This window comes from Robertmurraya mesotrionivorans (assembly GCF_050971805.1).
Taxonomy (GTDB): Bacteria; Bacillota; Bacilli; order Bacillales; family Cytobacillaceae; genus Robertmurraya_A.
Map to the genome: position 1 here is coordinate 4557 of NZ_JBPCCH010000024.1, position 25493 is coordinate 30049.

The following is a 25493-nucleotide window of genomic DNA, read 5'->3' on the forward strand; positions in this document are numbered from 1 at the left end:
TAAAATACAAATCGCAAAAGAATATGCCACACCGTAGTTTGAACCACTAGCCATCGTGTAGATGATTTTCTCATCCTTATACTGTTTTCCAAATTCTACAGCAGCATCATGATATTTGGAAGCAGCTTTTTCAAAAACAGTTTGAAGGTTTTCTAGGCTCTTCTCGATCGTTGCAAATTTTTCGTTGTTTTCTACAACCTTAAGGACTCCAAAGACTAGTTGATATAGGACAGAGTAGTTTGTAGCAAATGCATTAGCTGTTGGGCCCCACTCATATTTTAGGACAACTTCTGAAGCTTGAGCCAAAGGTGAAGTTGGTTCATTTGTTAGAGAAATCGTTAAAGCACCTTTTGCACGAGCAAATTTAGCAGCTTCTACTGTTTCTGGTGTTGTACCAGAATGAGAACATAGGATTACTAGAGATGTATCCCCTAGCTTTGAGTGATTACGATGAATAAATTCATTCGCACTATAAAGATGTGCATCTAGCTTTTTCGCTTCACGATCAACGACGTATTTACTTGGGTACATTAAAGCAGATGAACCCCCACAAGCTACAAAAAAGACATTATCAATTTGTTTCTTCTCTACTTCCTCAAGCGCATGTTTGATTTGATTTTTCACATCTACGATTAGTTCAGTACTCATATTTTTATAAAGCCTCCTAAGTATTTTTTTAGTATGGGGTACTGCCTATCCTCCCTTCATTCAATATACAACATTATAGGACGTTATATATTGTTATATTATAGTCTTACTATATCCTAGCCTATCTACTTCGTCAACGGAATTTTCAGATAATTCTTTCGACTTTATTCGCCAATTTACTCATAGTGAACCGACTAAATGCGTCAAGAATTGTAAAAAGTAAGTCTGTCTTTACCATTTGGAATCAAAAAGTTGTCTCAATGGCTAGATTGAATGGTTCCTGATATATTTAATTACATTACATAAGAAAAGGAGTGGTAAACGTGCAATCTATTAGTGGAAAAACTGCGATTGTAACTGGTGCAGGAAGAGGAATTGGCCGTGCTACAGCCATTGCTCTTGCAAAAGAAGGAGTAAATGTTGGATTAGTAGGATTAACTCTTTCTAATCTAGAAAAAGTAGCTGAGGAGTTGCGCGAGTTTCAAGTGAAAGTAGCTGTTGCAACAGCTGATGTGGCAGACCTTGACTCGATTACTACTGCAGTAGAGAAAATAAGAGGAGAACTTGGAGTCATAGATATTTTAATTAATAACGCAGGAACAGCTAAATTTGGCGGTTTCTTAGACCTTTCTCCTGAAGAATGGGAAAATATCATAAAAGTGAACCTTATGGGTGTGTACAACACTACACGTGCGATTTTACCAGAGATGATTGAAAGAAAAGCTGGAGATATTGTAAATATATCTTCTAGCGCTGGACAGAAAGGCGCTCCTGTAACAAGTGCATACAGTGCTTCTAAATTTGGTGTACTAGGTTTAACAGAGTCCTTAGCTTTAGAAGTTCGTAAGCACAACATCCGTGTGGTCGGTCTAACACCTAGCACAGTTGTCACAGACCTCGCTGCGGAAGCGAACTTAATCTCTGGAAATCCAGAAAATGTCATGCACCCAGAAGACTTAGCCGACCTAATCGTATCCGGCCTAAAGCTGCACCCACGAGTATTCCTAAAATCAGCCGGCCTCTGGTCCACCAACCCATAAAAAGCGGTAAAAAAGCGGTGTCAGACACCCTCCGTGGACAAAACACCCCCTTCTGTCTTTTGGTGGTGTCTGTCACCCTTCGTGGACAGATTTGCTCGTTTTGTCCGTGTGGGGTGGACACTTAATGAAAAAAGCGAGAGTCTGAGACTCTCGCTTTTTTTCCTGTCACGATCTTAATACAGTCATAGTATTTGCACATAATTTGTAGTCTGAATTTTCTTTACTTTGAAAATTTAAGCGGTTACGATTGAAATTAGAATGGAAAAACATTCCTACTACATACACAAGGAGGAGATACGAGATGATTCAAGTAAGAATAAAAGAAAAGCAAGTTCAAATAAAAAAGGAAGAATCTACTTAGTGAGAGGAGAAACTATATGCCATCTGTAAAAAATCGGATCCAAATTGTAAGTTATCACGAAGGATTAGCCGCAGGGGTAGCAAAAATGTGGAATTTAAGCCGTGACAGTTGGGGCGGCGACACTCGTGTCATGACAGAAGAACAAGTGAAAACAAAGGAAGCCAATTCCGAAAATATTGAGCTTTATCTAGCGCTAGATGAAAACGAAGTCGTTGGCTATTGTGGATTATCTGAATATAAGGAGGATACTGACTCTTTATACATCCCTCTACTCAATGTGCTTCCAAGTTATCATGGAAAGAAAATCGGCAAAATGCTTGTCATGAAAGCTCTTGAAAAAACGATTGAACTCGGTTGGCCTCGTCTTGATTTGTACACCTGGCCAGGTAACACAAAAGCTGTTCCACTTTATAAAAAATGCGGCTTCTTTTGGGAGGATCGTGACGACATTACCCATCTGATGAACTTCATTCCTCAGGTATTAAATACGCCACTGCTTCAGCCACTATTTGAAAAAATAGATTGGTATGAAGCCAGTACCAGACAAATTGACGTGAAGCCAGATGGAATGAAAGACAACGGGTTTACCTTCTATGAATATAGCTGGAGTACTCCAGAGACGAACGCTAAAGTGCAATTCGAGCGGACGAGTCGAGGCATTACCCTAATTGAAACCGATGACTTCCTCGTTCAGCTTACAATGGATCACCATGAAGTGATTGAGGAAATGGAACATACCTATCAACTAAAAGTTGTGAACAAAACCGGTATCCCTCTTTCCTTTCAAGCCACTGGTACAAAGAATGCTCGAGTCGAATATCAACTCAACACCGGAAAACTGAACATAGAAAAGGACATTATACTCTCAGAGACTTTTACTATACGAAAAGGCGAAGAGCCTAGTATTTGGCGAACTCACTCGAGCATCCAAATAACCGTAGAAATTAATGGTGTTTCCTGCGATATGAGCCTTGGAATTTTTCCTATGCAACCAGCTAAGCTTGAAGCATTCAATGCAGGACATTTTGCTTTTTTAGATACAAAATCAGAGTTTCATCTTGAGCTAAAGAATAATCTATCTAACACAACAGAATTTGTTCTTACCATCCCTGAGAATGACCTAGTCAGTCTAGAACAAAAAACATACGAAGTTACAGTTCCTGCTAAAGGAAGAAAAACGATTTCCATACCTATTACTGTTAAAAAGCACGGCTTTTACGATCCAATTATTCATGTTCAAACTAAGACTGCCAATCATGTACTCGCTTTTAAACAGCAAATTTCGGTTGCTTTCAAAGGTGAAGGGAAGAAATTTGGTGGAGAATCAACGCTTTTCTGGCACGTATACAATGGCCATAGTCAGTTAAATATTCGAAAGCTTGATCTTAATGTCCAAATAAAAAAGAATGCTAGAAGGAAAAAGCCATCATTTTCCTTTCTTGCACCTAAGCTTGGAAAACCATATACAAACGAATTTAATAAAAAGAAGCCAACATCAGTAACCTGGGATACTGATGATTCATCTATCTTGATTAAGTTCGTGTTACAGTCGAGCGAATTTCCAGGAATCTACTTAACGGAGTGTCTGCAGCTCTTTGGAGATGGAATCGTTCACCAGTGGGTTGAGCTTGAAAATGTGCATCCAACTACTTATCAAAATATTGCTATCAGTCAGCCTGTATACCAAGAACTTGGCAACACGTATTTCCCACTTGATCAAAGAATTGTTTATTTTTCGAAAGATCGTCCACTTGAGTTCGGAGACCTAAATCCAGCCATGATAACGGGTAACTGGTATTTTTCCAAGACTGAAGGGGAAACGGTTGGGGTAACTTGGCCAAAGAATAGCCATGCAGCACCAGAAGGTTGGCAGTTTGTCATCGAGCAAAAAATTGGTGAGATGAAACCTGGAGCAAAGGCTACTACAGAAAAAATCATTGTAGCACTGGATTCATTCCACGAAGTAACTCAATTTCAGACTTATGCCGAGAAAACACATCTGCTTGAGCGGTATGATATAACCAACGAACTTCAGCTCGAGGCAAATAAAATGATTGTGCCATCTAGTTCATCTTCTACCTTCACGTTAAAGACTTATAGAAACAGTTATTTGAATGGAACGCTTGAGGTAGCTTGTGACCAAACTCCTGTCAGTAACTGGAGTATTCATGCAAAAGAAGAGAAAAACTCTATTACTTTTGAACAACAGCTCTCATTAAATAACCCTGTTTCTCATCTATCGGCACATTTTCAACAAGAGGGAATCCGGACAAATTTCGAGGATCTACTATTATCACCACGAGGAGACATTTCATCTAGTACAGAGTCAGATGGGTCAATAGTTGTTGAGAATGGTTGTTTATCGATTAAAGCAAATGCTGATTTTTATCCAGGTTTATATTCCTTGAAAGTAAACGGGCTTGAATGGTTAGATACTCAGTATCCTGAAAGAACCGCCAAAAGCTGGTGGAACCCATGGGCAGGAGGAATGAAATGGTCTCCGCAAGGAATTACCACCTTCTCTCTTTTAAAAGAAAAAACAACTATTTCATCGACAAATATCTGTGATCGTAAAGGAAATACTTGGAGAGGAATTGCGATTCACACAAAATTCGAGGAACATTCACAATGGAAAAATGTCGAGTACATTCAGCATTATTTAATGCTTCCAGGCATTCCTGTTTTAGCAACATTTTTACAGGTCATGCATGATGGAGGGAAATGGCTGGATGGAGAAAAATGGTTGACCGACCTGTTCCTCGGTGGAGAAGCATTACCGAACCTTTCTATCAAAGGTGGCACTACAGAGTATCGTGCTGGTAAACAGGAATTACCAATGTACCTGCCACAAGAATCCTATATTGAATCACAATCAAAAAAAGAAAAGCTTTATGTGATTCCAAGTTTAAATATAGAAGAAACCGAGGCATATATGAATAAAGAAGCCTTTCAACTAGTTGCGGCTCAGCTAGGTTTTGCGAATAAGGAGAAGAAAGAGACTGCTCCCCTATTCCTTCTGTTTGATGAGCGAGTTCTTCCAACAGAGGCTGTTCAAAAACTACGAAACATCCAATTTTAAAAGGAGTTCTTATGAAAATCATCGATGCTCACATCCATCTATCACACATAAAATCATTTCATGAAACAGCTGAAAAAATTTCATTTGTCGATTATTCACCTTCAGGTATCCTCAAAGAATTCGAGGAAGCAGGAGTAGTACTTGGAATAGGGATGGGGTTAACAGAAACAGCTAAAATGGGGTTTCCTGATTACGAAACGCAAACTCCGATGGGGCTGGATTTAACCGAGGAGCTGCCACCTTCTATCTTTACCTGTGCGGGAATCAATCCGTACAACTTAGGCGAGGAGGCACTCACCCGTTTAGAAAAGATGTTATTACATCCGAAAACGGTTGGAATTAAAATTTACCTTGGCTATTATCCGTTTTATGCCTACGATCCTGTTTATAAACCTGTTTATAGACTTGCGGCAAAGTACCATCTTCCTGTCGTCTTTCATACAGGCGACACGTATTCAGAAAGGGGCTATTTAAAATACTCCCACCCACTCACCATTGATGAGGTTGCCGTTGACAACCGTGATGTAAATTTTATGATGGCTCATTTCGGGGACCCGTGGACACTGACAGGTGCAGAAATTGTTTATAAAAATCCAAATGTGTTTGCAGATTTATCTGGATTAATTGTCGGAACAAAGAAGGAACTAGCAGCGAAAAGCGAAGGTCGTTTCCTTGATCATTTGCGTCACGCATTGGTATTTGCAGACTCATATGACAAACTTCTATTCGGTACGGATTGGCCATTAGTGCCGATCGCCCCGTATATTGAGTTCATCAAGAATTTAATTCCGGAAGAGTACCATAGCCAGGTGTTTTATGAAAACGCACTAAAGGTTTTTCCAAGAATTCAACCGTTCCTTAAATAATAAAAGGGCTGCCTAATGTTTATTAAGGCAGCTCCTTTACATTTATAGGATTGATGACAAGACTAATCAAACCTCAACAAAGAAAGGCTGGACCTCATCATTTAAACAATACTCTATTCTCTTCTTAAAATGTTTCCACGTGACCATTTCAAGTGCTTTTTCTATCGGAAAAAACCCCACTTCTAAACTCTCAGGTGACGTAGTCAGTTGACCTCCAACTACTTTCCCGATGAACAAAGTACTGCAAATGGAGTGTTTTACATTTTGAAATATACCACCGAACTTTACAATTTCAATATCAATCCCACTTTCTTCTTTTGTTTCTCGTATCGCAGCTGCCTTAATGGACTCCCCTTCTTCAACCTGCCCTCCTGGTAACTCCCAACCTCTCCGTGGACTTTTTATTAAGAGTATTTCATTATCATCATTCCGTACGAAAGCGATGGCTGACACAATATGCTTTGGCGGAACTCCCATTTTTCCACCTCCATCCAATATTTTGAGCTCCCTCTTTTTCACAATATGTATTTTTAGAAAATAGTACACCCCTCTAAAAATAAAAAAATGCTGATTATATACCAGCATTCCTTACATATCGGCTTTAGCGCCTTTATACTGAATTAACTTTTGATGCTTTTGTTTCAATAATTGTATTTGATGCAACTCCTCTATTAGATCGTGTATGGAAAGAAGCTCATACAGTAGAGCAATATGCGCCTGGTTAATCTTATCTTCTTGTACACAATGTTTAAAGATAGACCGAATCTCCTTCACCACTTGATGATGCTCTTCATCCATCTGGTACTCCTTTTCATGCAATGTTTGTTTAATGGAATGAAACATCAGCTCGACGGACTTTTCCTTACAAATTGGCGCATCGAGGGGAGGAATTGCCATGAGATTCGCTACATGAAAAATCATTTGGCGTAAGGTACTTAACTTCTTATATTCATAATGAAATTCCTTGGTGTCCTTCCGGTTGATGTTGTGGTGCAGCTTCCATTCCTGCTTTTGGTATTCACATAATGTATCAACAGTCTCGATATCCTTCCACAGTCTTTCAAACTTCACTTTAGTGTTTTGATGTATTGGCTGTTGAAGCACAATTTCCTTTCCTCGTTCTTCAATTAATTTGCCTGTTTCAATAATATATTGATGAAGCTTTGATTTAATGGTCAATGAGTAATTCGGTTTTATGACTAGAAAATTCACAAGCGCTGATACAGTTAGTCCAATTCCCGTTGTTCCAAGCCGAACAAAAAACGAACTTAAAAAATGATCATGAACCGTTGATATCATCGCTACTCCTGTCAAAACAGCTACCAGTGTTCCATCGTGCAATTGAAGTTTGTAACACACGATAATCGTCAGTACTGCTACTAGCATGTACGTAAAAGGACTATCTCCAAAGACAAAGTTAAAAAAAACAGAAAAAGCAGCTCCTAGTGCTGATGCCGGAAACCGGACGAGCGCCTTTTTAATCGAATGAGCTGCGGTGGGCTCTATCGTTACTATCGCTGTAATAACTGCAAACATTGGAGGCCAAGACAAAAGATCACATATAAGAGCAGTAAGGAACACAGCAATCCCTGTTTTGATAATTCTTCCGCCAAAAAATTTATACTTTTTAAAGAACTCCATGGTAACAATCCTTTATTCTTAATGTCCTATGTTATGTTCATTCTTCCCTTAATTAACCAAATTATGGTTTTACCTTTCACATCACCAACATCAACATGACCGGAACCGATAATATACTTAACAAGGTCGTAACTAGCGTACTATAAGAAACAAGATCTGGCTCTGTTCCAAATTCAAGCGAAAGCATCATTGTATTTGCTGCTGAAGGCATTGCTGATAGAACAATAAGAACTTGGGCAAGCATTCCTTCTATGGGTAGTAGCCCTACTAAGAGTAAAGCCAAGGCAGGAGAAATAAGCATACGTTGGATCATAATAGTAGAAACGTCTCCGATACTAACATTCTTCTTTGTAATGGCGCCCAGTTGCATACCTAGTACAAGCATAATGGTTGGAATGGTTGCATCGGCAATCAGATCGATAGGCTTCATGATCATATCTGGTACTGGCAAGGTTAAGAGTTGAAGAACTATTCCCAAGACAGAGCCATATATCATCGGCATTTTTAAAATATTTAAAATTGATTGTTTGATTGAATATCCTCTCTCGCTTCCTTTTCCAGCATAATACACCCCGATTGTACTCATAAGGAAGGATTGTATGACCATCATGATAACAGCATAATCAACACCCACGTTACCAAAAGCAAGTAAGATAATGGGAACACCATAGTTCCCACTGTTCATAAATACTCCTGAAAGCACCATAGCAGAGTGCCTTGAGCGAGGTAGTTTTTTTACTGTTGCTGTAATTTGAACAATAACAATCATCCCTATAAAAAGAAGCACACAAAACAGCAGGATATACAAATATTCCATGGTTGAATATTTTTATTATACATTATGAAAGCGCACCCATTATTTTCAAAAATAGAATTTTATAAAAACAAAAATAGCCCCCAGTCAAAGACTAGAGACTTTGGATTCAATCATTCTAACTTGTTGTCCTTGGTTTGGTTGGATCGCAATTAGGATCCTTCACTTCTGTTGTCTCAGCAAGCTTCATTAAATAATAACATTCCTCTCGAGCCATGTGATCTGCCATAAGAGGCGTTAATACTCCGAGTGTTTCTTTGTTTAACTCCATTTCCTCTAACTCTCTTAAAAAACTTTTGAAAATCTCCATTTCTAATTCAATTTCTTTGTGAAAACGACTTAATGCAGGGAAAGAGTACACATTCGCACGCAAGTAACCCGCCATCTCGACAGCCTTTAAATAAAAATCCTCCCAGTCCTTTGTGAACTCTCGCCCTTTTTCTTTGAGCTTCTTTTCCACAAGATCTAAATTGGCATCTATGGCCCCTGCATGTCCTGCCGCATCTAATAACCACAATAAATCATGATGTAACGGATGAACGGTTGGAGGAATTTCTCCTTTAAGAAAAAATGAGAATACTCTCAATGCCTCTTCTAGCTCATTGACCATATGACTTAGAAAAGATGGTGGTAAAGTAATTTTCACTTCCCCCACCAAATGCTCTCTTACCAAGGTGAGTTTCAGTTCTCTAATTTCTGTCCCCGCTTGATTGGCTCTATGTAGAAGCTGCATAAGCTCCTCACCAGCAGGCTGTCTACGTGATATCGTTAATAGTTGATCAAATAACGAAATGAAGTTCTTCGCTTGGCTGATGTACTGAGTTTCCGAAGTTGCTAAAGAATCATGGATAAATCGTGCGTGGTCTCCAAGTACCTGTAACCAAAAATTCAATTCAAATAGTGCTTCTTGACGAAAGTTCTTGGCCAAAGCATTCACCTCTCTTTTTTTCCAATATATGAAAATGTTACTTGACCAATAACTAACATAAACAAAGGCTCTATTACCAATGTAATAGAGCCTTTGTTTAATCAGCGTTCTTGTTTGAAAAATCTGTGTAGTGATCTTGATAATTAATAAATTCATGTTCCTGATAAGCAGCTAGCACCCCATGGTAACTAATATCTAATCCCATCTCTTCTTCCTCTTCTGTGGAACGAACAGGTATCCAAAGACGGATGAGCGATAAGCCTAGCCAGGTCATTGCAAATCCCCATATACATAAAACGATTAATCCTAACACTTGAACTCCCAGTAGATGCCAGCCCCCACCATAAAAAAGGCCCCCTTCTGTTGAGAACAAGCCAAGTGCAATTGTTCCCCACATACCAGATACAGCATGGACCGGAAACGCTCCAACCGGATCGTCAATTTTTCGTGACTCTAGCCAATTGGTAGCAAACAACATCAATAAACCAGATATTGCCCCTATAAAAATAGCTGCTTGATCACTAACAAACGCACATCCTGCTGTTATTCCGACTAGTCCTGCCAATGAACCGTTAATAACTGCCGGTGCGTCCGAACGCTTGTAACGGAAAAGCGTATATAAAAGCGTTGCTGCCCCTCCAGAAGCTGCAGATAACATGGTCACAATCGCAATATGTCCAATTCTTGCATCTGTACCACTTAATGTACTTCCTGCGTTAAAACCAAACCATCCAAACCAAAGAAGAAACGCTCCTACTGAAGCTAAAGGAATATTACTCGGTAACGCGATTGTGCTAGTTCCCAAAGGAGTGAATTTCCCTTTACGCGGACCGATAAACATGGCTGCCGCCAAAGCCGAAAAACCACCGAGCGCATGTATAACAGCACTTCCTGCAAAGTCAAGCATTCCAAGCTGACTAATCCAGCCTCCACCCCATACCCAATGTCCTGCAATTGGATAAATAACCGCCGTCATGATCATCGCATAAAGAATATAAGCACGAAAATTAATTCTCTCCGCCACTGCACCTGAAACAATGGAAATTACAGCAATAACAAAGGCGGCTTGAAATAACCAGAACGTATCAAGAGATATGGAAAGCTGGATATGAGACAGGTCTCCTAACAATGCAAAGCCGCTGGTTCCGATCATTCCCCACGCATCTTTCCCATACATAAAAGCAAAACCAACTAGATAAAAGCATAGTGCACCTATTGTAATATCAACAAATACTTTCATTATAATATTTACATTATTTTTATGCCGAACAAAGCCAGCCTCTAAAAGAGCAAAGCCACCCTCCATGAGGATAATCATTGCAGCAGTTAACACGACCCATATCGTATCTAATCCTGAGCTCAATGTTTCAATAGTCATCACTACTACTCCTCGACTTTCTTCTGCTTGATGATGTCTTCCGTAATCACACTTGATAGTTCAAGTTCATCACCACTCGTTATTTCTTTACATTGACGAATGGCCATGTTAATTTCATAGATTCGTTGTTTCAGTGTGTCAATCTGCTTTAAGCGGTCTTTCACATGAACAATGTATTCGACCGCTTGGTGATGACTCGGCGGACGGCTTGCAAAAAACTTTCGTACAGGAGACAAGGATTGATAAAACGCATCCTCAGCTCGTCTTTTCTCTTCATATTTTGTGATTTTATTTTTTAACTCATGGATTTCTTGTTCCTTCGTCAACAATATTCGTTGAAGTATGCTCGTAATCTCAGAAGAAGAAAAATGGAAGTACCGATTCAATTCATCTCGAACAATCACGTAAATTCTCCTAACATATTAATGTTATATTTCCTTACATGATATCAATATTATGAGAATTTGTATACAGGAATTATTTGAAATTTTATTCAATTTGTTTTTCACATAAAAAGAGCGACTGTTCAATAAACAGCCGCTTCCTTTTATTAATAATACGGATATCCACCATATGGATTATAAGCTGGATAAGGTGTGGCTGCTGGATAGCCATATCCATAACCCGCTCCTTGAGTTAAAGCTCCTGCCGCAAGCCCACCAAGCAGACCCACAGCTAATGGAGCAGCTCCATAGCCCCCTCCAAATCCTCCATGGTGGTGTCCACCGTGATGGTGTCCTCCTCCGTATACATTCCGATTATTTTCCATATTAGAATCTACCTCTTTCACTCATTTATTGTCCAACCTTCTCTACTGTATTCATAAAGAGGGACGAACGTTTGGGCAAATTCGAGCACAAGTCCTTTATAATAAACAGGGACCACCCCAATGGATGGTCCCTACTTCTATCTCTATTTCTTAAATTTCATTACATCTATCCCTGATTGATCATGAACTACGGTAACTGTGTCAATTTCTGTTTGTTTATTTCCTGCCATGTCTGTAATCGTATAGGTAATGGTATAGATGCGCGTCTCATTGGTACCAGATCTCTCTGCCCGTAAATCGAATTCAAAATCAGATGTGCCAAAATCAGCATTTTGAATATCAAGTTCCGTACTTCCATCACCCAAATCATCCTCAGGGTCACTGCTAGTAATTGAGGTTAATATGATGGACTGTATATCAGACATATCTACTGTTACAGGAACAGCTTTGACAGTGACCATCTTATGATTTGGAGGCCACAGATTGTTTTCACCCAAGCTGATTGAAAGATTTGGAGCCGTTTTATCAATTTTCACTTCAAATTTTTCCAGCTCTTCAATGTTCCCCGCTTTGTCAATACTGCGATACTGTACTTGATATACTCCGTCTTTTGACAATACAATTGGTAATTCATATGCAGTCCATTCGCCCTCATCTACTCGGTATTCTGTTTTCGCTAATCCTGAATGCTCATCGGTTGATGTTAGTTCAAGAGTAACATCAGCTGTGTACCAACCATTATCACCGTTCGGCTCACCTACTTTTCCTGTGGTTTCTGGCTTCGTTTTATCGAGCTTCACTTCAATGTTTTTTATCCCTTCGATGTTCCCCGCATTGTCCACACTTCGATATTCAACTTGGTAAGCTCCATCCTCTGACAACACAATGGGTGATTCATATGCGGTCCATTCGACACCATTTACTCGATATTCCGTCTTTGCTACACCAGACTCCTCATCGGACGATGCAAGTTCAAGTGTGATATCGGAAGTATACCAACCATTGTCGCCATTTGGCTCGCCTGGAGTTGTCTTTACTGTTGTGGTAGGATTTGTTTTGTCTAGCTTTAGGTCAATCGATTTTACCTCTTCTGTATTACCAGCTTTGTCAATGCCTCGGTATTCGATCTTATGAATACCTTCTGAATCTATCTGGATTATATTTTCATAGACTCGCCAATCCTCTTCATTAATACGGTATTCTATTTTCTCCATACCAGAGTCTTCGTCAGTTGCCGAAAGAGTAATGCCTAGGTCACTCTTATACCATTGATTGGCTCCGTCCGGTTCACCTGGGGCAACTTCAGCAATCGAAACTGGGGTCGTTTTATCCAACTTTATGGTCAGAGACTTAATTGCTTCAATATTTCCTGTTTTATCAGTACTACGGTATTCTAACGAGTAGGAACCGTTATCGGTTACAGGAATGGATTCGTTATATATCCTCCATTCACCATTATTGATCCGATACTCTGTTTTCTCCACACCAGAATCCTCATCTGTTGCAGTTAAAGTGATACTAGCATCCTCTGTATACCATCCGTCTGTTCCATTCGGTTCAGCAGGGGTTACTTCAGCTGTCGTAACTGGCGGCTGATCGTCTTGTGAAGGAGTTTGCTGATATAAATCAGTGATTTCTTCCGGACTTAACGAGTAGCTGTACACTCTAAAATCATCCATTAAACCACGGAAATACTCCGTCACTCCAGGTGGGTCGAACCCGATTAATAACTGACTACTATCATTCTTGAACACATCATTCCAAGGCTGTGAATCTACCAAAATGTCATTCACATAATATTTGATGGTGCTTCCGTCCCATGTAGTAGTAAACAGATACCATTCTTTAAAATTCGTATTAACAGATGTAAGCATGTGTGATGGTGAAGTCGTTGCTCCTCCTGTCAATCTCACACCCGGAGACACTCCATTAGAGCTATGGAGTAACGCATACGGTCCGTATTCTGACTTATCCCCCTTCGAAAGAATCGGTGCCCAGCCTCCTGCTCCTGCGTCCTCCTTATATAGCCACATGGAGAAAGAAAATGCGGTTGATAGATCAAGAGAGTCTGCATCTGGAACAGTAATTCCACTTTTTCCATCAAATTTAGCAGCCTTGCCTTTTATTCCATCAGCAAAGCTCATGGTTCCTACAGGAGTACCGTTATTGTTGTAGCCTGAATAATCCTTGAAATCATTATCAAAGGTGTACAGCGCAACAAGCTTAGGATCCCGCTCCGCCCGGACCGTCACAATTTTACTATCGGAGCTAACCCCCCCGTCATCATCTGTCACAGTTAATGTTGCTGTATAACTTTGGTCAGGAGCATCTTTTTCCAAAGCTGGATACGTATAGCTGCTATTACATGTATCTGCTGTCTTTCCGTCCCCAAACTCCCAACGACATGTTCGATTATCTGTACCTGGATCATAAATGCTTGGTATGAAATCCACTTTCTTTCCAGACCGCACTGTAATATCCATACCAACCGTTACCGTTGGATCCACATTTACTGGTGTAATTTCTTTCGTAATACGTTGTTTTTTACCGCTCTTATCAACGGTTTCTAGCGTAACGGGATACGTTTTATTGTCTCTGTATGTGTGGGTGTATGATCCACTCGCTGTTGTAACGGATGGGGTTCCGTCTCCAAAGTTCCACGTACTTGATACGATTTCACCTTCATCAAGACCTACAGACGTATTATAAAAAGTCACAAATTCTCCTTCTTTTGGAGCTTTTGGCAAGAAGGCAAAGTCAGCCGCTTCGACCGTCTGCTCTAGAGAGTATGTGTCAATGTTGCCTGCAGCATCTGTTGCCTTTAAGGTGACGTTGTACGTTCCAGGTTCTGAATAAACATGTGTCGGACTCTTCTCCGTACTGACGGGCATGTCATCTCCAAAATTCCATTCCCATGAAACGATATCGTTTTCCGGGTCTGTCGATTGATTGTTGAACGTAACTTTCGGAGTACTGATTAGTCCTGTTTTCACCTTAAACTGTTGGGTAGAAATCACATTTCCACCATCCTGTGCGTTAAGTGGACGGTACATAATATATTTCGCTAGTACCGGCTTTGATAGCTTAAATTCTTGCAAGTTCCCATTGTTTTCAGCTGTTGCCTCTAAGACTGTAGTAAATTCCTCCCCATCAGTAGATACAGCTACCTCAAAATCCTTTACACGTTGACCCGGAAAACCCGGCCGAGGCATCAATTCAATTCGATCAATAAGATACGTCTTCCCCTCAGCTAACCTGATTTTTACCCATTGATTATCCTTTGAACGTGTTGCCCAAGGATTGGAATTAATATTTGCATCAATCATTTGTTGTGGAGAGTGGCTTGAATCATACTGACCTGAAAAGGCTTCTACCCTTGCACCAGATTCAAATAAAGCTACATTTTTCCCGAAACCTTCAGGATAGAAAGATGCAGTTGGTTTTAAGCTTATATCGGAAGTCTCTCGGTCACAATCGTCGTCCTTTCCATTCCCAGGCTTCTCTGTTGCACCAGGATAAACATTCGAATCAGAATCATCACAGTCGGTATTAGAATTCCATCCATCCTCATCATTGTCTGGCATAAGAACTGATACAGGCCAACTGACTGTCTCGTATCCACTATGAGTGGAATTATCCGACACGATTGCTTCAATAATATGCTTCCCAACTTGGCCTTCCGTTGGGGTGAACGTATATCCACTTCCCTTTTTAACAAGTATTCGGTCAAGATACCACTCAATGTTCACTTGATCATTTTCCTGATCAGCTGCTTCAATGGAAAACTCCTTCGAATCACCAACCACAATTTCTGTCGACGCCCTGTCTGGTACCATCGCAGTGATAGAAGGCCCCTTATTGCTATTTTCAATAAACACAGTTGCATAGCCAATATTCGACCAACCGCCTTTATTCGTAACCTTTAAACCTACTAATTTATTTACATTAATATCATATTTATAGGTTGGTGCCACTCCCGTCGCATCATCAAATTCTCCATCACCATCTAAGTCCCATTCATAGGAAACAATATCGCTTGGACTTGTTGATAGAGATCCGTCAAAATTGATAATACTTCCTTCCTGACCTGTATAAGGACCTCCCGGGTTGACTATTGGTGCTTGATCATTTACTGAAGGCAACACCTTTATATATTCAATCCAATGTTCCTTCATATTTTTCTCTAGCTCCGAAAACGAACTAATTAAAACTTCGTTCGTGCTTTTTAATTGATCAAGCTGACTCAGTACATCAGCTTTGTTAAATGAGAGGTTTTTAGAAAGCAGTTCAGTTTTCATTTCGTTAATTTGAGTATCTGAAAAACCTAAGTTTTTCAACTCACGTACCTGGTCAGTAGGAAATCCTTGTACCGCCACTTCATCCCGAAATGCCTGTAGCTCCTCAGCCATTTCGTCAAACGGACGTGGATCGGCTTCAAGTACTTGTTTTGCAATATCAATGGCAGTATTCGTACGAGCGATCTGCTGCTTTAGCTGTGAAGAATAATCCTGCACTGCTCTTGCATGAATAAGTGACCATTCTCCATTCTTTTCTATAGCGCTTCCTTGGTATCTTTCAATCGATGTTAAAAAAGACTTTAACAACGGCGCTTCATTGCTAAGTTCATTTCCTAATCCAACAAAAGCGATTGTCTCTGGGTCATTACTATCTGTTTCAATCAGGTCCCGGGTTTCAAGGGGTGTAAGCTTTTGAAAGTCAGGGTTTGGCGGGTCCGCATGAATCCCTTTATAATGGGAAGCTGTAGATAAAATATGCTTTAACGCCATCTGCTTTGGATTAACACCCGTCATGATCTCTACGCCTTTTGTTAGCCCAGTAAAGAAACCATCAATAATCCCACTATGCTTAATGTCCCATGGGTTTGGGCCAGGGAGAGGTCCGCCACCTACCTTCGGACAAACAAGTGTAAGGCTAAAGCTTGTGCTTACGGAAAGAGCCATCTCCTTCAACCCACTACACTGCCAAACCTTTCCGACGGTTCCAAGATTAGCTTGCATGGTAAACAACATCTCGTAAGAAGTATGGATGCTCTCCCATTCCTCCTGTGACTCACCTGCTGCTTGCTTCAACTTTGCAATGGCTGGGTCTGCCATAATGTCTGGCATATCGGTAGGGAAAACTACCTCAAAAGCTTCTGGAAATACTTTATCTTCAGGTGATACCATCCCATCTTGACACTCGTCATATACAACCGTGTAAGTTCCAGGCCCTATTGAGCCTCCCGGCGCTGTAGCACCAATTAATTCCGATATAAAAAGCCCTCCATGTGCCCCTTGTACAGTATTCGGTGCTCCAGAAACATCCTGTAGCTTTTCACCTGGATTCCCTTGACCGCTTGATACAACATAAATATCAGCAAAAGGAACATCTAAGTCATCCACACCGTCCTTTGAACACCCTTTCGTAAACTCTATCGCCCCTGTATGAATTCGAATCTCTTGATTCGGTCCAAACGAAGCAAAGGTTCGACCATCCTCAGTCCACATTAAAAATTGTGACCCTGCCGATGCTTTAGGCAGAGGCAACCCTCCTAATATGTAGATAAATACAAATTGGAGCACGAGCAACACCTTCATTGCTCTTTTCATCCATTCTTTCCTTTGTCTCCCTTTCATCAACTATTCTCCTTTTTCAAATCCCACATTGTATTTTTCTGTATACATTACCAATAAATTCTAGACTAGAAATACTCCTATTGAATAGGGTATGATTTCCTTAACATTTAGGAATTTTCTCAGGACTTTTTCAGGGAAAATCGAGCATGTTATTTTTAATAAGATAGGTAAATGTGCACTATTAAGAACAATATGTTCGTAATTTACAAAAGAACATGTTTTATTTCCAATCTGAATTAAACACTGTTACAATCAAATAAAATAAGACATCCGAAGGCGAAGGTGACAAATGTGATTGAAATAAGAACCTCAACACTCAGTGATGGAGAGCTCAATAGAGGCGTATTTGCAACAAGAGATATAAAAAAAGGTGAACTAATCCATGAGGCACCTGTTATTCCTTATCCGAATGACCAGCATGAACATATTGAAAAAACACTACTTGCTGATTATGCATTCGAATATGGAATTAATCATTCCGCCCTCCTACTTGGGTACGGTATGCTCTTCAACCATTCGTATGAGCCAAATGCAACGTATGAAATTAACTTTCCAAATCATACCTTTGACTTTTATGCTTACAAAGATATTAAAGCTGGAGAAGAAGTATTAATAAACTACAATGGTGAAGAAGATAATCAAGATCCACTGTGGTTTAATGAAGAGAAATAAAAAATAAGTCTCAGTTCACGCTGAGGCTTTTTTTGTTAAATATTTCGACAAAAGATCTAGGAAAATAGTATTAAATTTTCCAATTACGAGCCGATAATAGAAAGTGAGGACAGATAATTCATCGAAAAACACTAAACTACAAAGGAGCAACCATCGATGAAATGGATTAAGAATTTAAAGATTGTACAAAAAATGCTTTTACTAACATCAATCACTTTTGTAAGTCTACTTATCGTAGGAGGTATTGGATTTTTTCAGCTTACAAGTATGGGAGATAAACTTTCTTTCATGTACGAAAAGAATCTTCAGCCTATACAAACGGTTAGTACATTGCAATCTAATGCTCAATATGTTCAAACCTACTTAATAGAATTAATGACTACTAGAGACACAAGTAAAAAGAATGAACTAATTGATGAGATGGATGCAAAGCTTCAAGCGAATCGTGAAATAAGAGAAAACTATAATACAAATAATCAGGAAGAGATTAAAATTATTTCACAAGTAAATGACCTTGCACAGAATCTTCAAGAATCTAAAGAAAAAATTGTAGCTTTATCGTTAAAAAATGAAAACTTTGAAGCATATGAAATTTTCACCGAAGAAACAGAAGCAATATTAAAAGAAATTGACGAACTATATTTACAGTTAATTGAAATTAACAGTAGTGAAGCCAAAAGCGTGAATTCAGATAATAAAGACTTTATTAAAACATCCTCTTTGATCATGTTATCTATCATTGTAATTGCTTTAATTGTTTCCGTAGCAGTTAGTTGGACAATCTCAAAATTGATATACGGACCGGCAAAGCAAATGGAATACCTAATGCAAAAAGCAAAAAATGGGGACTTAACCGTTCATAGTGACTATGAGTCAAGGGATGAAATCGGGTCTCTCTCAAAATCATTTAATGAAATGATTACCCAAATTAAATCACTAATTATGATGGTTCGTGAATCTTCAGACCAAGTTGCCGCCTCTTCTGAGCAGCTAATGGCTAGTGCTGAAGAAACAAATAAAGCCGCAGAACAAATTGCTGAAGCTAGTTCTATTATGGCAGCTAACGGCGAAGCATCTGTAAAGGGTACAGAAGTTGTATCCATTTCTACACAACAAATGGCAATCGGCATTACAAATATCGCAGATTCTATTACGCAAGTTTCAGATCATTCAAATGTAACAACAGAAGAATCAGAAAAAGGAAATATCGCACTTAAGAAAACTATTGACCAAATGGGATCCATTAATGAAACCGTCCAAACATCATCTAGTATTATTAAGGACTTAGGAGACCGATCTTCTGAGATTGAAAAAATCTTAGCAGTTATCTCTGGTATTTCAGAGCAAACAAACTTACTTGCTTTAAACGCAGCGATTGAGGCAGCAAGAGCCGGAGAACATGGAAAAGGCTTTGCTGTCGTGGCTGATGAAGTAAGAAAATTAGCAGAAGAATCAAGACGTTCTGCTGAACAAATTACACACTTAATACACGATATTCAAAGCAGTACTGCCAATGCAGTTGTATCAATGGATAAATGTACAACAGAAGTACAAACTGGTCTTGTACTAATTAATGATACCGGTAAATCATTTGAGAAAATTCTTCATTCTGCTTCGGATGTATCAAGACAATCGGTTGAAGTATCTGCTGCAGTTAAGCAGTTATCTTCAAGCGTGGAGCAGGTTGCCATGGGGATATTTGATATCTCTATGAAAACCGAAGAATCTTCATCAGGTTCTCAAACTGTGGCTGCTGGAGCTGAGGAACAGCTTGCTTCAATGGAAGAAATCACCGCTTCTGCTCATTCATTAGCTAAAATGGCTGAAGATCTTCAAGCAATGGTAAATACGTTCAAAGTGCATGAATAATAATAGAAATGGTGCTAAAACCTCAAAGGTTTTAGCACCATTTCTTTTATCTTAATTAGGCATAAAAAAACAGATGGCCATTTGACCATCTGCTTTTACGTATATTTAACTTAAGCTTTTTTTACGTTCGTAGCTTGAAGTCCACGTTGACCTTGCTCTGTATCAAAAGTAACCTTTTGACCTTCGTCTAAAGATTTAAATCCTTCGCCTTGAATCGCTGAGAAGTGAACAAATACATCTTCTCCACCTTGAATCTCGATAAAACCGAAGCCTTTTTCTGCATTAAACCATTTTACTGTACCTTGTTGCATGTTGTTTCCTCCTGCGTGGAATACTCCACAATTAATACTATCATTGCTCAATGAGATATCAAAGGCGAAAAAGCTTTCACTATTTTTTCCTTACAGACCGAACAAAAATAATTCTATCTAAGAATAACAGGTTATGAGCAATAAAACAATGATAAGTAATAATTACATAAATTCTCCAACCACATAGGAAGTAAATTATACAAATATTTTAGCTACTTTAGTCATCACTTTTTTGTCATTCGCAGTAAACTTTTTGGGCTTACTTGGTGTAGATAATTTTAAATTTCTCTGAATCTCTGAGGTAGTAATCTGAAGATAAAAAGCACTGGAATCTTCATCTCCATCTAAGTACCCCTTTAGGATCTTCATTTTTTCAAGTGTGCCTGTAATTTTCTTACTATAATCCCACTTGATTTGATTTTTGTATCTTGAATCCAACTTTTCCTTTAAGGAAAAAGCCTCTTCTACTGCTTCTTCAGGTGTTTTAAAAAAGGAGTTCACTCTTTTGATTCCTTTTTTTCTAATTCCATCTGCTACTTGAGCTTGGTAACCGACTACAGTCATTTTTGGCCATCCTTCCTAAGGGTCTCTTGCCTTCTACAAATGAGAACTAGAAGACCATATGGATGTTCCCTTCTTACTAGTATATCCTTTTATATCCAGTAAATACCACAAATATGTATTATACGGCTTTAATCAATCAAAAAAGTTCAGTAGAAATAGACAATTCACACTAAGGAAGCCTTCGGACGAAATGACACTCACTACGAATATAATAAGTTCTTATGCTATATTTTCTTTACAAATTCCGATTTTAATTGCATCGCACCAAATCCATCAATTTTACAGTCAATATCATGATCGCCTTCGACAAGACGAATATTTTTCACCTTCGTACCGATCTTAATCACTGATGACGATCCCTTTACTTTTAGATCTTTAATAACTGAAACAGTGTCACCATCGTTTAGTACATTTCCGTTTGAATCCCTCACTACCTTTTGCTCTTCACTTATTTCACTTTCTGCTGTCCATTCATGTGCACACTCTGGACAAATATATAAAGTACCATCTTCGTATGTGTATTCCGATTGGCACTTTGGACAATTTGGCAAGTTAGCCATTCGTATTCCTCCGATCAAACTAGTTTTAACCCTCTCTTATACTGCCAAATTGTCTTCGTAAAAACAAGCATTCTTTACAGACACAAAAGACTATTTCATCCGGTAGCCACATATTCTTTACAAAACAATCTTCAAATTTGGAGGAGACAGATGATTAATCACTTCCAACCTAGTGCAAAACCTTATTTAATTACCAAAAGCCTTCATCCTGAGAATCAAGAGTCACCCATCTCCTTTCTAGACAACGACACCATTTCTTCTCGACTTTTTTATAGACGCAATCACTTTTCCTATCCATCACTCTCATACTCTAGCTACTGGCTTCCCGTTAGTGGTCATGTGAAAAAGCCAATGTTTTTTTCATTACAACAACTAACCCAATTGCCCTCAAAACAGGTAAAGGTATTTCTTGAATGTTCAGGGAATAAGCGAAGCTTTTTCGAGCCGAAAGTGTTTGGTGAGCAGTGGGAAAAAGGGGCGATGACCCAAGGACTTTGGAAAGGGGTACCATTAAGAAATGTACTAGAACTTGCAGGTATAAAAGAAAGTGCTTTAGAAGTAGTTGTTGAAGGATATGATTACGGGGAGCGTAAAGACACTGATCAATTAGTCTCTTACACTCGAAGTCTGCCTTTAGAAAAAGCACTTCATCCAGACACGATTATTGCTTATGAATTTAACGGCAAACCCATCCCTTTTAAGCACGGCTTTCCTTTCAGACTAATTGTTCCACAGTGGTATGCTATGGCCTCGGTTAAATGGATTAAGCAAATAATCGTTACTGATTTTCCTTTTACAGGTCCCTTTCAAACGATTGATTATGTATATTATCCGTACAAAGAAAGCAACAAAGAAGCTGTTCCAGTGACCACGGTCCATGTAAATTCAACGATTCAGCAGCCACTGGATAGAGACATTTTACAAACGGGCTCACACACAATAAGGGGAATAGCTTGGACTGGCCAAGGATATATAAAAAAGGTGGAAATTAGTACTGACAATGGAGGATCCTGGAACGAGGCAAACATAGAGACCATCGACCATACTGGTTATTCTTGGACTACTTGGTACTATCACTGGAGAGCTGAGCAAAAAGGTGAATACACCATTATGTCTAGAGCTACCGACTCGGATAATCGCGTTCAACCCAAAAAGCCTTTTTGGAATCGGAAAGGCTATGGCTATCATGCAATCGACAAGATAATGGTCAAAGTAGAATAAAGGAAAAGAAGGGATCTTTAAACGTCCCTTCTTTTCTCCATATTCAAAGTATCGACCAAATCAATTAGCTCCTGTAAGTCTGCAATTATATAGTCTGCGAAAACCTTTTCCCAATGAACATCCATCTTCCAAACTCCAATCATACCCGTATCCATACTAAATTAAGGCTTAACTACCAGGAAAATAGAACCCTTTTTTATGAAGGAGCTACATGAAAAATGTAGCTCTTTCTTGTTTTAAAAGGATTTGCAAACTTTTTCCTAAGAAAAAAGGAAAAAGGCTATCTTTTTATGAAAGCGCTTATATTTTATGATTAGCCTTGTATTTTACTATGTTAACAGGAGGAAGAATTCATGAAGAGATTAGTAACAAAAGGCATTTGCGCACTACTTTTAGTCGTCCTCGCATTTCAAGCGTTTGCACCTATAGGTAAAGCAAAGCAACTAAATTCAAACGGTCAAATTGCTTCACCAGAAGCCTCTATTGAATCAGGTACATATTACAAATCACAAACAGTTGAACTACAATCCTCAACACCAGGTGTAAATATCTATTACACAATGGATGGATCGACACCTTCAAAAGATAGTAACTTTTATTCTGCACCCATTACAGTTAACAAGAATACCACTATTAAAGCCATTGCCATTCGTGGGAATGCAAATAGCAAAGCATTAGAAGTTAGTAACGGAGAAACGATAAGTGCGGTATCCTCGTTCACTTATACATTCACAACAAAAGAAGCCATTGCTTCAAAATTCTTAAGTTTTACCTACAATGATATGCCTTATCGCCTTTATGTACCTGAAAATTATGATCCATCAAAATCGTACCCGCTAGTCCTATTCCTACATGGAGGTGGAGAGCGAGGGACTGATAACGAAAAGCAAATCCTAGCCAATGATGGTGCTGTAATCTGGGCGGCTCCTGAAAATCAAGAAAAGCATCCAGCCTTTGTCCTCGCCCCTCAAGCACGTAATGTACATGATGGCGGATTTGGAATCACTAGAGACACAAATAATAATATTAGTCTAAGCAGAGTGTTCGAGTTTTCCCAAGACTTAGAAACTGCCTATAATATTCTTCAAAAAGTTAAAAATGAATACAATATTGATAGCAATCGACTATACTCTACTGGATTGTCTCAAGGGGGATTTGGTACGTTCAATCTGAACATAAGATATCCTGATCTATTTGCTGCCATGGTACCAATTGCTGGTGGTGGAGATCCAGCTCAAGCCTCTAAGCTAGTGAATAAACCAATCTGGGCATTCCATGCAGTAGATGACATTATCATCCCGGTATCTTACTCACAAAACATTGTAGCAGCGATTCAGAATGCTGGTGGGAATCCAATTTATACGGAGTATCCAGCTGAGCTTGGATATAACCATGGTTCTTGGGTACCAGCGTATGAAAACAAAGAAATGATTGAATGGGTATTTAATCAAGTGAAAAAATAGATGAATATAAAAAGGTGTCAGAATCTCTAGCTGACACCTTTTTATATTGAAGTTTTGTAACAGAAAATTTCGCATGTAGCATGGAATATTTCAAACATTACTTCCCAAACTAATATTATGATGAAACTATTTAAACACTCACTTCTCATATTAGCAATCATACTTTGGTGCTTATTATTTATTTATTATCTTCATATAGAGGGAATTTTCAACTTACTTAACTATTAACGATTTCCTTCCGATTAGCCAACCATTTTCTAATAAGGCTTCTCGAACCGATCTCATAATTGCTGGTGCATTAGGTGTATCACTATGCACACAAATCGTTTCAACTGGGCTTTCCTCCAACAACCGCAAAGCTCTTTTGGCCATCGTGTTTGGCTGTCCAATTTCCTCTAACGTCCAGCCGAACATTTTCACATAATTATTTACGTACGGTCGATCAGCAAAATATTCGCTCACTACGTTTAATTTTGCTTCTTTTGCCGCATAATAAAGCTCTGAATTAGGCAATGTATAGATCTCAATTTCACGATTGAAGTCCAACACGGCTTCCACCGTTACTTCCGCTAACTCTCTATTTTCAGATGTCATCATATAAAGAGCACCATGCGGTTTAATATGAGACAATGATGTATTACTTTTTTGTAAAAAACCAGCAAGAGCTCCGAGCTGGTAAAGAGTATAATCGTATATCTCTTGTGGTTTAACTTTCATTTCACGACGTCCAAATCCTAGTCTATCTGGTAATCCTACATGTGCTCCAACCCTCACACCATATTGAGTTGCCAACTCGACAGATTCCCGCATGACATGTGGATCCCCTGCATGAAAACCACACGCAATATTAGCAGAGCTTATTAATGGCATTAATTCTTCATCGGCACCATACTTATACAGGCCAAAGCTTTCACCCATATCACAGTTTAAATCAATCAATCTCTCCAGAACAATTCCTCCCTTTGATGAATTAAAAAGTTCATTTGAGAAAGCTCACAGTCTACGATTCCCAGATATAGACTTTAATAGGTGTAGGGTTATAGTCATTACATGGGTTGTTTAACTGCGAGCAGTTGCTAAGAAGAACCATTGTGCTACATTTAGCTTTTAGCTCAACATAGCTTCCAGGTGCAGAAATACCATCAACAAATTCAATGGCACCATCCTGAGTAAAGGGTACAATACAAAAGAAGTTTACGCTTGGCGGTAGATCCCTTTTTGTATATCCCGCATGATTTTCTTCCATTAAAAGCAAAAAGGTATCACGGCAGTTATGCATATCAATCTTGTCATGTCCGTATCGGACCGTATTGCTTTGTGCAGAACAAAAGCTAAACCATGCATCATGACAACCAACCGTATCCGCAACTATGGTGATGAGTTCTTTACCTGATTCCGCAAGTAGGGTCGAACCGGTTTTTAGGTACATATTCTCCTGCTCAGCAATAGTTAAAACTGTACTATAGTGATCATCAGGATTCTCCGCATCATAAAACAAAGCATCAACTGATTGGTTTCCTTCTATGTCTTCAATTCTTATTACTTGTCCGGGTAGAAGCTTTTGCATAAATCCTTTTCCAGCCAAGATGGTTTCACTATATATCGCATCCTTAGCCTTACGTGGACTTCCCACTTTTGTTAAAACAGGCATTTGTTAGATCCTCCTTCAGGAA

21 protein-coding genes are annotated in these 25493 nt (G+C 39.1%); 7 read left to right on the top strand and 14 right to left on the bottom strand.

The window, feature by feature from the left end; all coding sequences use genetic code 11:
* The coding region (locus tag ACRX5O_RS21960; RefSeq protein WP_433907902.1) for an SIS domain-containing protein at window positions 1-648 on the bottom strand (648 nt) is incomplete at its 3' end.
* 323 nt (window positions 649-971) lie between these two features.
* Here ACRX5O_RS21960 and ACRX5O_RS21965 point away from each other — a divergent pair.
* The 3 genes from ACRX5O_RS21965 (at window position 972) to ACRX5O_RS21975 (ending at window position 5994) form a co-directional block, all read left to right on the top strand.
* Window positions 972-1688, top strand: a complete 717-nt coding sequence (locus ACRX5O_RS21965; RefSeq protein ID WP_433907903.1) for a 3-ketoacyl-ACP reductase — start codon at window positions 972-974, stop codon at window positions 1686-1688.
* A 377-nt stretch (window positions 1689-2065) separates the two neighbouring features.
* Window positions 2066-5128, top strand: a complete 3063-nt coding sequence (locus ACRX5O_RS21970) for a GNAT family N-acetyltransferase (protein ID WP_433907904.1) — start codon at window positions 2066-2068, stop codon at window positions 5126-5128.
* Between the two features lie 11 nt (window positions 5129-5139).
* Window positions 5140-5994, top strand: coding sequence for an amidohydrolase family protein (locus ACRX5O_RS21975; RefSeq protein ID WP_433907905.1), 855 nt, complete (start codon window positions 5140-5142; stop codon window positions 5992-5994).
* Window positions 5995-6060: 66 nt separating this feature from the next.
* On the opposite strand, the gene ACRX5O_RS21980 is transcribed toward ACRX5O_RS21975, so the two are convergent.
* The 8 genes from ACRX5O_RS21980 to ACRX5O_RS22015 all read right to left on the bottom strand — a co-directional run bounded on the left by ACRX5O_RS21980 (window position 6061) and on the right by ACRX5O_RS22015 (window position 17160).
* On the bottom strand, window positions 6061-6471 hold the full coding sequence (locus tag ACRX5O_RS21980) for an NUDIX hydrolase (RefSeq protein ID WP_433907906.1): 411 nt from the start codon (window positions 6469-6471) through the stop codon (window positions 6061-6063).
* Between the two features lie 111 nt (window positions 6472-6582).
* Complete coding sequence (locus tag ACRX5O_RS21985; protein WP_433907907.1) at window positions 6583-7635, bottom strand: aromatic acid exporter family protein; 1053 nt, start codon at window positions 7633-7635, stop codon at window positions 6583-6585.
* Between the two features lie 76 nt (window positions 7636-7711).
* Window positions 7712-8320, bottom strand: coding sequence for an AEC family transporter (locus ACRX5O_RS21990; protein ID WP_433907908.1), 609 nt, complete (start codon window positions 8318-8320; stop codon window positions 7712-7714).
* 247 nt (window positions 8321-8567) lie between these two features.
* Window positions 8568-9377 (bottom strand): DUF2935 domain-containing protein, encoded by an 810-nt coding sequence (locus ACRX5O_RS21995; RefSeq protein ID WP_433907909.1) that lies wholly within the window; start codon window positions 9375-9377, stop codon window positions 8568-8570.
* Window positions 9378-9474: 97 nt separating this feature from the next.
* Window positions 9475-10755, bottom strand: coding sequence for an ammonium transporter (locus ACRX5O_RS22000; protein WP_433907910.1), 1281 nt, complete (start codon window positions 10753-10755; stop codon window positions 9475-9477).
* Window positions 10756-10760: 5 nt separating this feature from the next.
* A complete protein-coding gene (locus ACRX5O_RS22005) occupies window positions 10761-11159 on the bottom strand; it encodes a hypothetical protein (RefSeq protein WP_433907911.1) in 399 nt (132 codons plus the stop codon).
* A gap of 146 nt (window positions 11160-11305) precedes the next feature.
* Window positions 11306-11524 (bottom strand): hypothetical protein, encoded by a 219-nt coding sequence (locus tag ACRX5O_RS22010; protein ID WP_433907912.1) that lies wholly within the window; start codon window positions 11522-11524, stop codon window positions 11306-11308.
* A 143-nt stretch (window positions 11525-11667) separates the two neighbouring features.
* The gene (locus ACRX5O_RS22015) at window positions 11668-17160 is read right to left on the bottom strand and encodes an OmpL47-type beta-barrel domain-containing protein (RefSeq protein ID WP_433907913.1); all 5493 of its coding nucleotides are present in this window, start codon (window positions 17158-17160) and stop codon (window positions 11668-11670) included.
* A gap of 282 nt (window positions 17161-17442) precedes the next feature.
* On the opposite strand from ACRX5O_RS22015, the gene ACRX5O_RS22020 reads away from it, so the two are divergent.
* Window positions 17443-17832: an SET domain-containing protein gene (locus tag ACRX5O_RS22020; RefSeq protein ID WP_433907914.1), complete on the top strand. Its 390-nt coding sequence runs from the start codon at window positions 17443-17445 to the stop codon at window positions 17830-17832.
* Window positions 17833-17988: 156 nt separating this feature from the next.
* Complete coding sequence (locus ACRX5O_RS22025) at window positions 17989-19701, top strand: methyl-accepting chemotaxis protein (RefSeq protein WP_433907915.1); 1713 nt, start codon at window positions 17989-17991, stop codon at window positions 19699-19701.
* A 110-nt stretch (window positions 19702-19811) separates the two neighbouring features.
* Here ACRX5O_RS22025 and ACRX5O_RS22030 read toward each other — a convergent pair whose 3' ends face one another.
* From ACRX5O_RS22030 to ACRX5O_RS22040, 3 genes are all read right to left on the bottom strand, one after another.
* Window positions 19812-20012, bottom strand: a complete 201-nt coding sequence (locus tag ACRX5O_RS22030; protein ID WP_066056568.1) for a cold-shock protein — start codon at window positions 20010-20012, stop codon at window positions 19812-19814.
* Window positions 20013-20207: 195 nt separating this feature from the next.
* Window positions 20208-20576: a hypothetical protein gene (locus tag ACRX5O_RS22035; protein ID WP_433907916.1), complete on the bottom strand. Its 369-nt coding sequence runs from the start codon at window positions 20574-20576 to the stop codon at window positions 20208-20210.
* Between the two features lie 224 nt (window positions 20577-20800).
* Window positions 20801-21136, bottom strand: coding sequence for a zinc ribbon domain-containing protein YjdM (locus ACRX5O_RS22040; protein ID WP_433907917.1), 336 nt, complete (start codon window positions 21134-21136; stop codon window positions 20801-20803).
* 150 nt (window positions 21137-21286) lie between these two features.
* On the opposite strand from ACRX5O_RS22040, the gene ACRX5O_RS22045 reads away from it, so the two are divergent.
* Together ACRX5O_RS22045 and ACRX5O_RS22050 are read left to right on the top strand one after the other, a co-directional pair.
* A complete protein-coding gene (locus ACRX5O_RS22045) occupies window positions 21287-22357 on the top strand; it encodes a sulfite oxidase (RefSeq protein WP_433907918.1) in 1071 nt (356 codons plus the stop codon).
* A gap of 353 nt (window positions 22358-22710) precedes the next feature.
* A complete protein-coding gene (locus ACRX5O_RS22050; protein ID WP_433907919.1) occupies window positions 22711-23820 on the top strand; it encodes a chitobiase/beta-hexosaminidase C-terminal domain-containing protein in 1110 nt (369 codons plus the stop codon).
* A gap of 213 nt (window positions 23821-24033) precedes the next feature.
* On the opposite strand, the gene ACRX5O_RS22055 is transcribed toward ACRX5O_RS22050, so the two are convergent.
* The gene (locus ACRX5O_RS22055; protein ID WP_433907920.1) at window positions 24034-24759 is read right to left on the bottom strand and encodes a LamB/YcsF family protein; all 726 of its coding nucleotides are present in this window, start codon (window positions 24757-24759) and stop codon (window positions 24034-24036) included.
* A 61-nt stretch (window positions 24760-24820) separates the two neighbouring features.
* Entirely contained in the window at window positions 24821-25471 is a 651-nt protein-coding gene (locus ACRX5O_RS22060; protein ID WP_433907921.1) for a DUF1989 domain-containing protein, read from the bottom strand.
* Window positions 25472-25493: the final 22 nt, after the last annotated feature.

Bases quoted from the DNA above. Each gene is read 5' to 3' on its own strand.
- ACRX5O_RS22025 (WP_433907915.1), top strand. From the start codon at position 17,989: ATGAAATGGATTAAGAATTTAAAGATTGTACAAAAAATGCTTTTACTA.
- ACRX5O_RS22015 (WP_433907913.1), bottom strand. From the start codon at position 17,160: ATGAAAGGGAGACAAAGGAAAGAATGGATGAAAAGAGCAATGAAGGTG.
- ACRX5O_RS21975 (WP_433907905.1), top strand. From the start codon at position 5,140: ATGAAAATCATCGATGCTCACATCCATCTATCACACATAAAATCATTT.
- ACRX5O_RS22060 (WP_433907921.1), bottom strand. From the start codon at position 25,471: ATGCCTGTTTTAACAAAAGTGGGAAGTCCACGTAAGGCTAAGGATGCG.
- ACRX5O_RS21990 (WP_433907908.1), bottom strand. From the start codon at position 8,320: ATGAACAGTGGGAACTATGGTGTTCCCATTATCTTACTTGCTTTTGGT.
- ACRX5O_RS22000 (WP_433907910.1), bottom strand. From the start codon at position 10,755: ATGACTATTGAAACATTGAGCTCAGGATTAGATACGATATGGGTCGTG.
- ACRX5O_RS22030 (WP_066056568.1), bottom strand. From the start codon at position 20,012: ATGCAACAAGGTACAGTAAAATGGTTTAATGCAGAAAAAGGCTTCGGT.
- ACRX5O_RS21980 (WP_433907906.1), bottom strand. From the start codon at position 6,471: ATGGGAGTTCCGCCAAAGCATATTGTGTCAGCCATCGCTTTCGTACGG.
- ACRX5O_RS22035 (WP_433907916.1), bottom strand. From the start codon at position 20,576: ATGACTGTAGTCGGTTACCAAGCTCAAGTAGCAGATGGAATTAGAAAA.
- ACRX5O_RS21985 (WP_433907907.1), bottom strand. From the start codon at position 7,635: ATGGAGTTCTTTAAAAAGTATAAATTTTTTGGCGGAAGAATTATCAAA.
- ACRX5O_RS22045 (WP_433907918.1), top strand. From the start codon at position 21,287: ATGATTAATCACTTCCAACCTAGTGCAAAACCTTATTTAATTACCAAA.
- ACRX5O_RS22010 (WP_433907912.1), bottom strand. From the start codon at position 11,524: ATGGAAAATAATCGGAATGTATACGGAGGAGGACACCATCACGGTGGA.
- ACRX5O_RS21970 (WP_433907904.1), top strand. From the start codon at position 2,066: ATGCCATCTGTAAAAAATCGGATCCAAATTGTAAGTTATCACGAAGGA.
- ACRX5O_RS22040 (WP_433907917.1), bottom strand. From the start codon at position 21,136: ATGGCTAACTTGCCAAATTGTCCAAAGTGCCAATCGGAATACACATAC.
- ACRX5O_RS22050 (WP_433907919.1), top strand. From the start codon at position 22,711: ATGAAGAGATTAGTAACAAAAGGCATTTGCGCACTACTTTTAGTCGTC.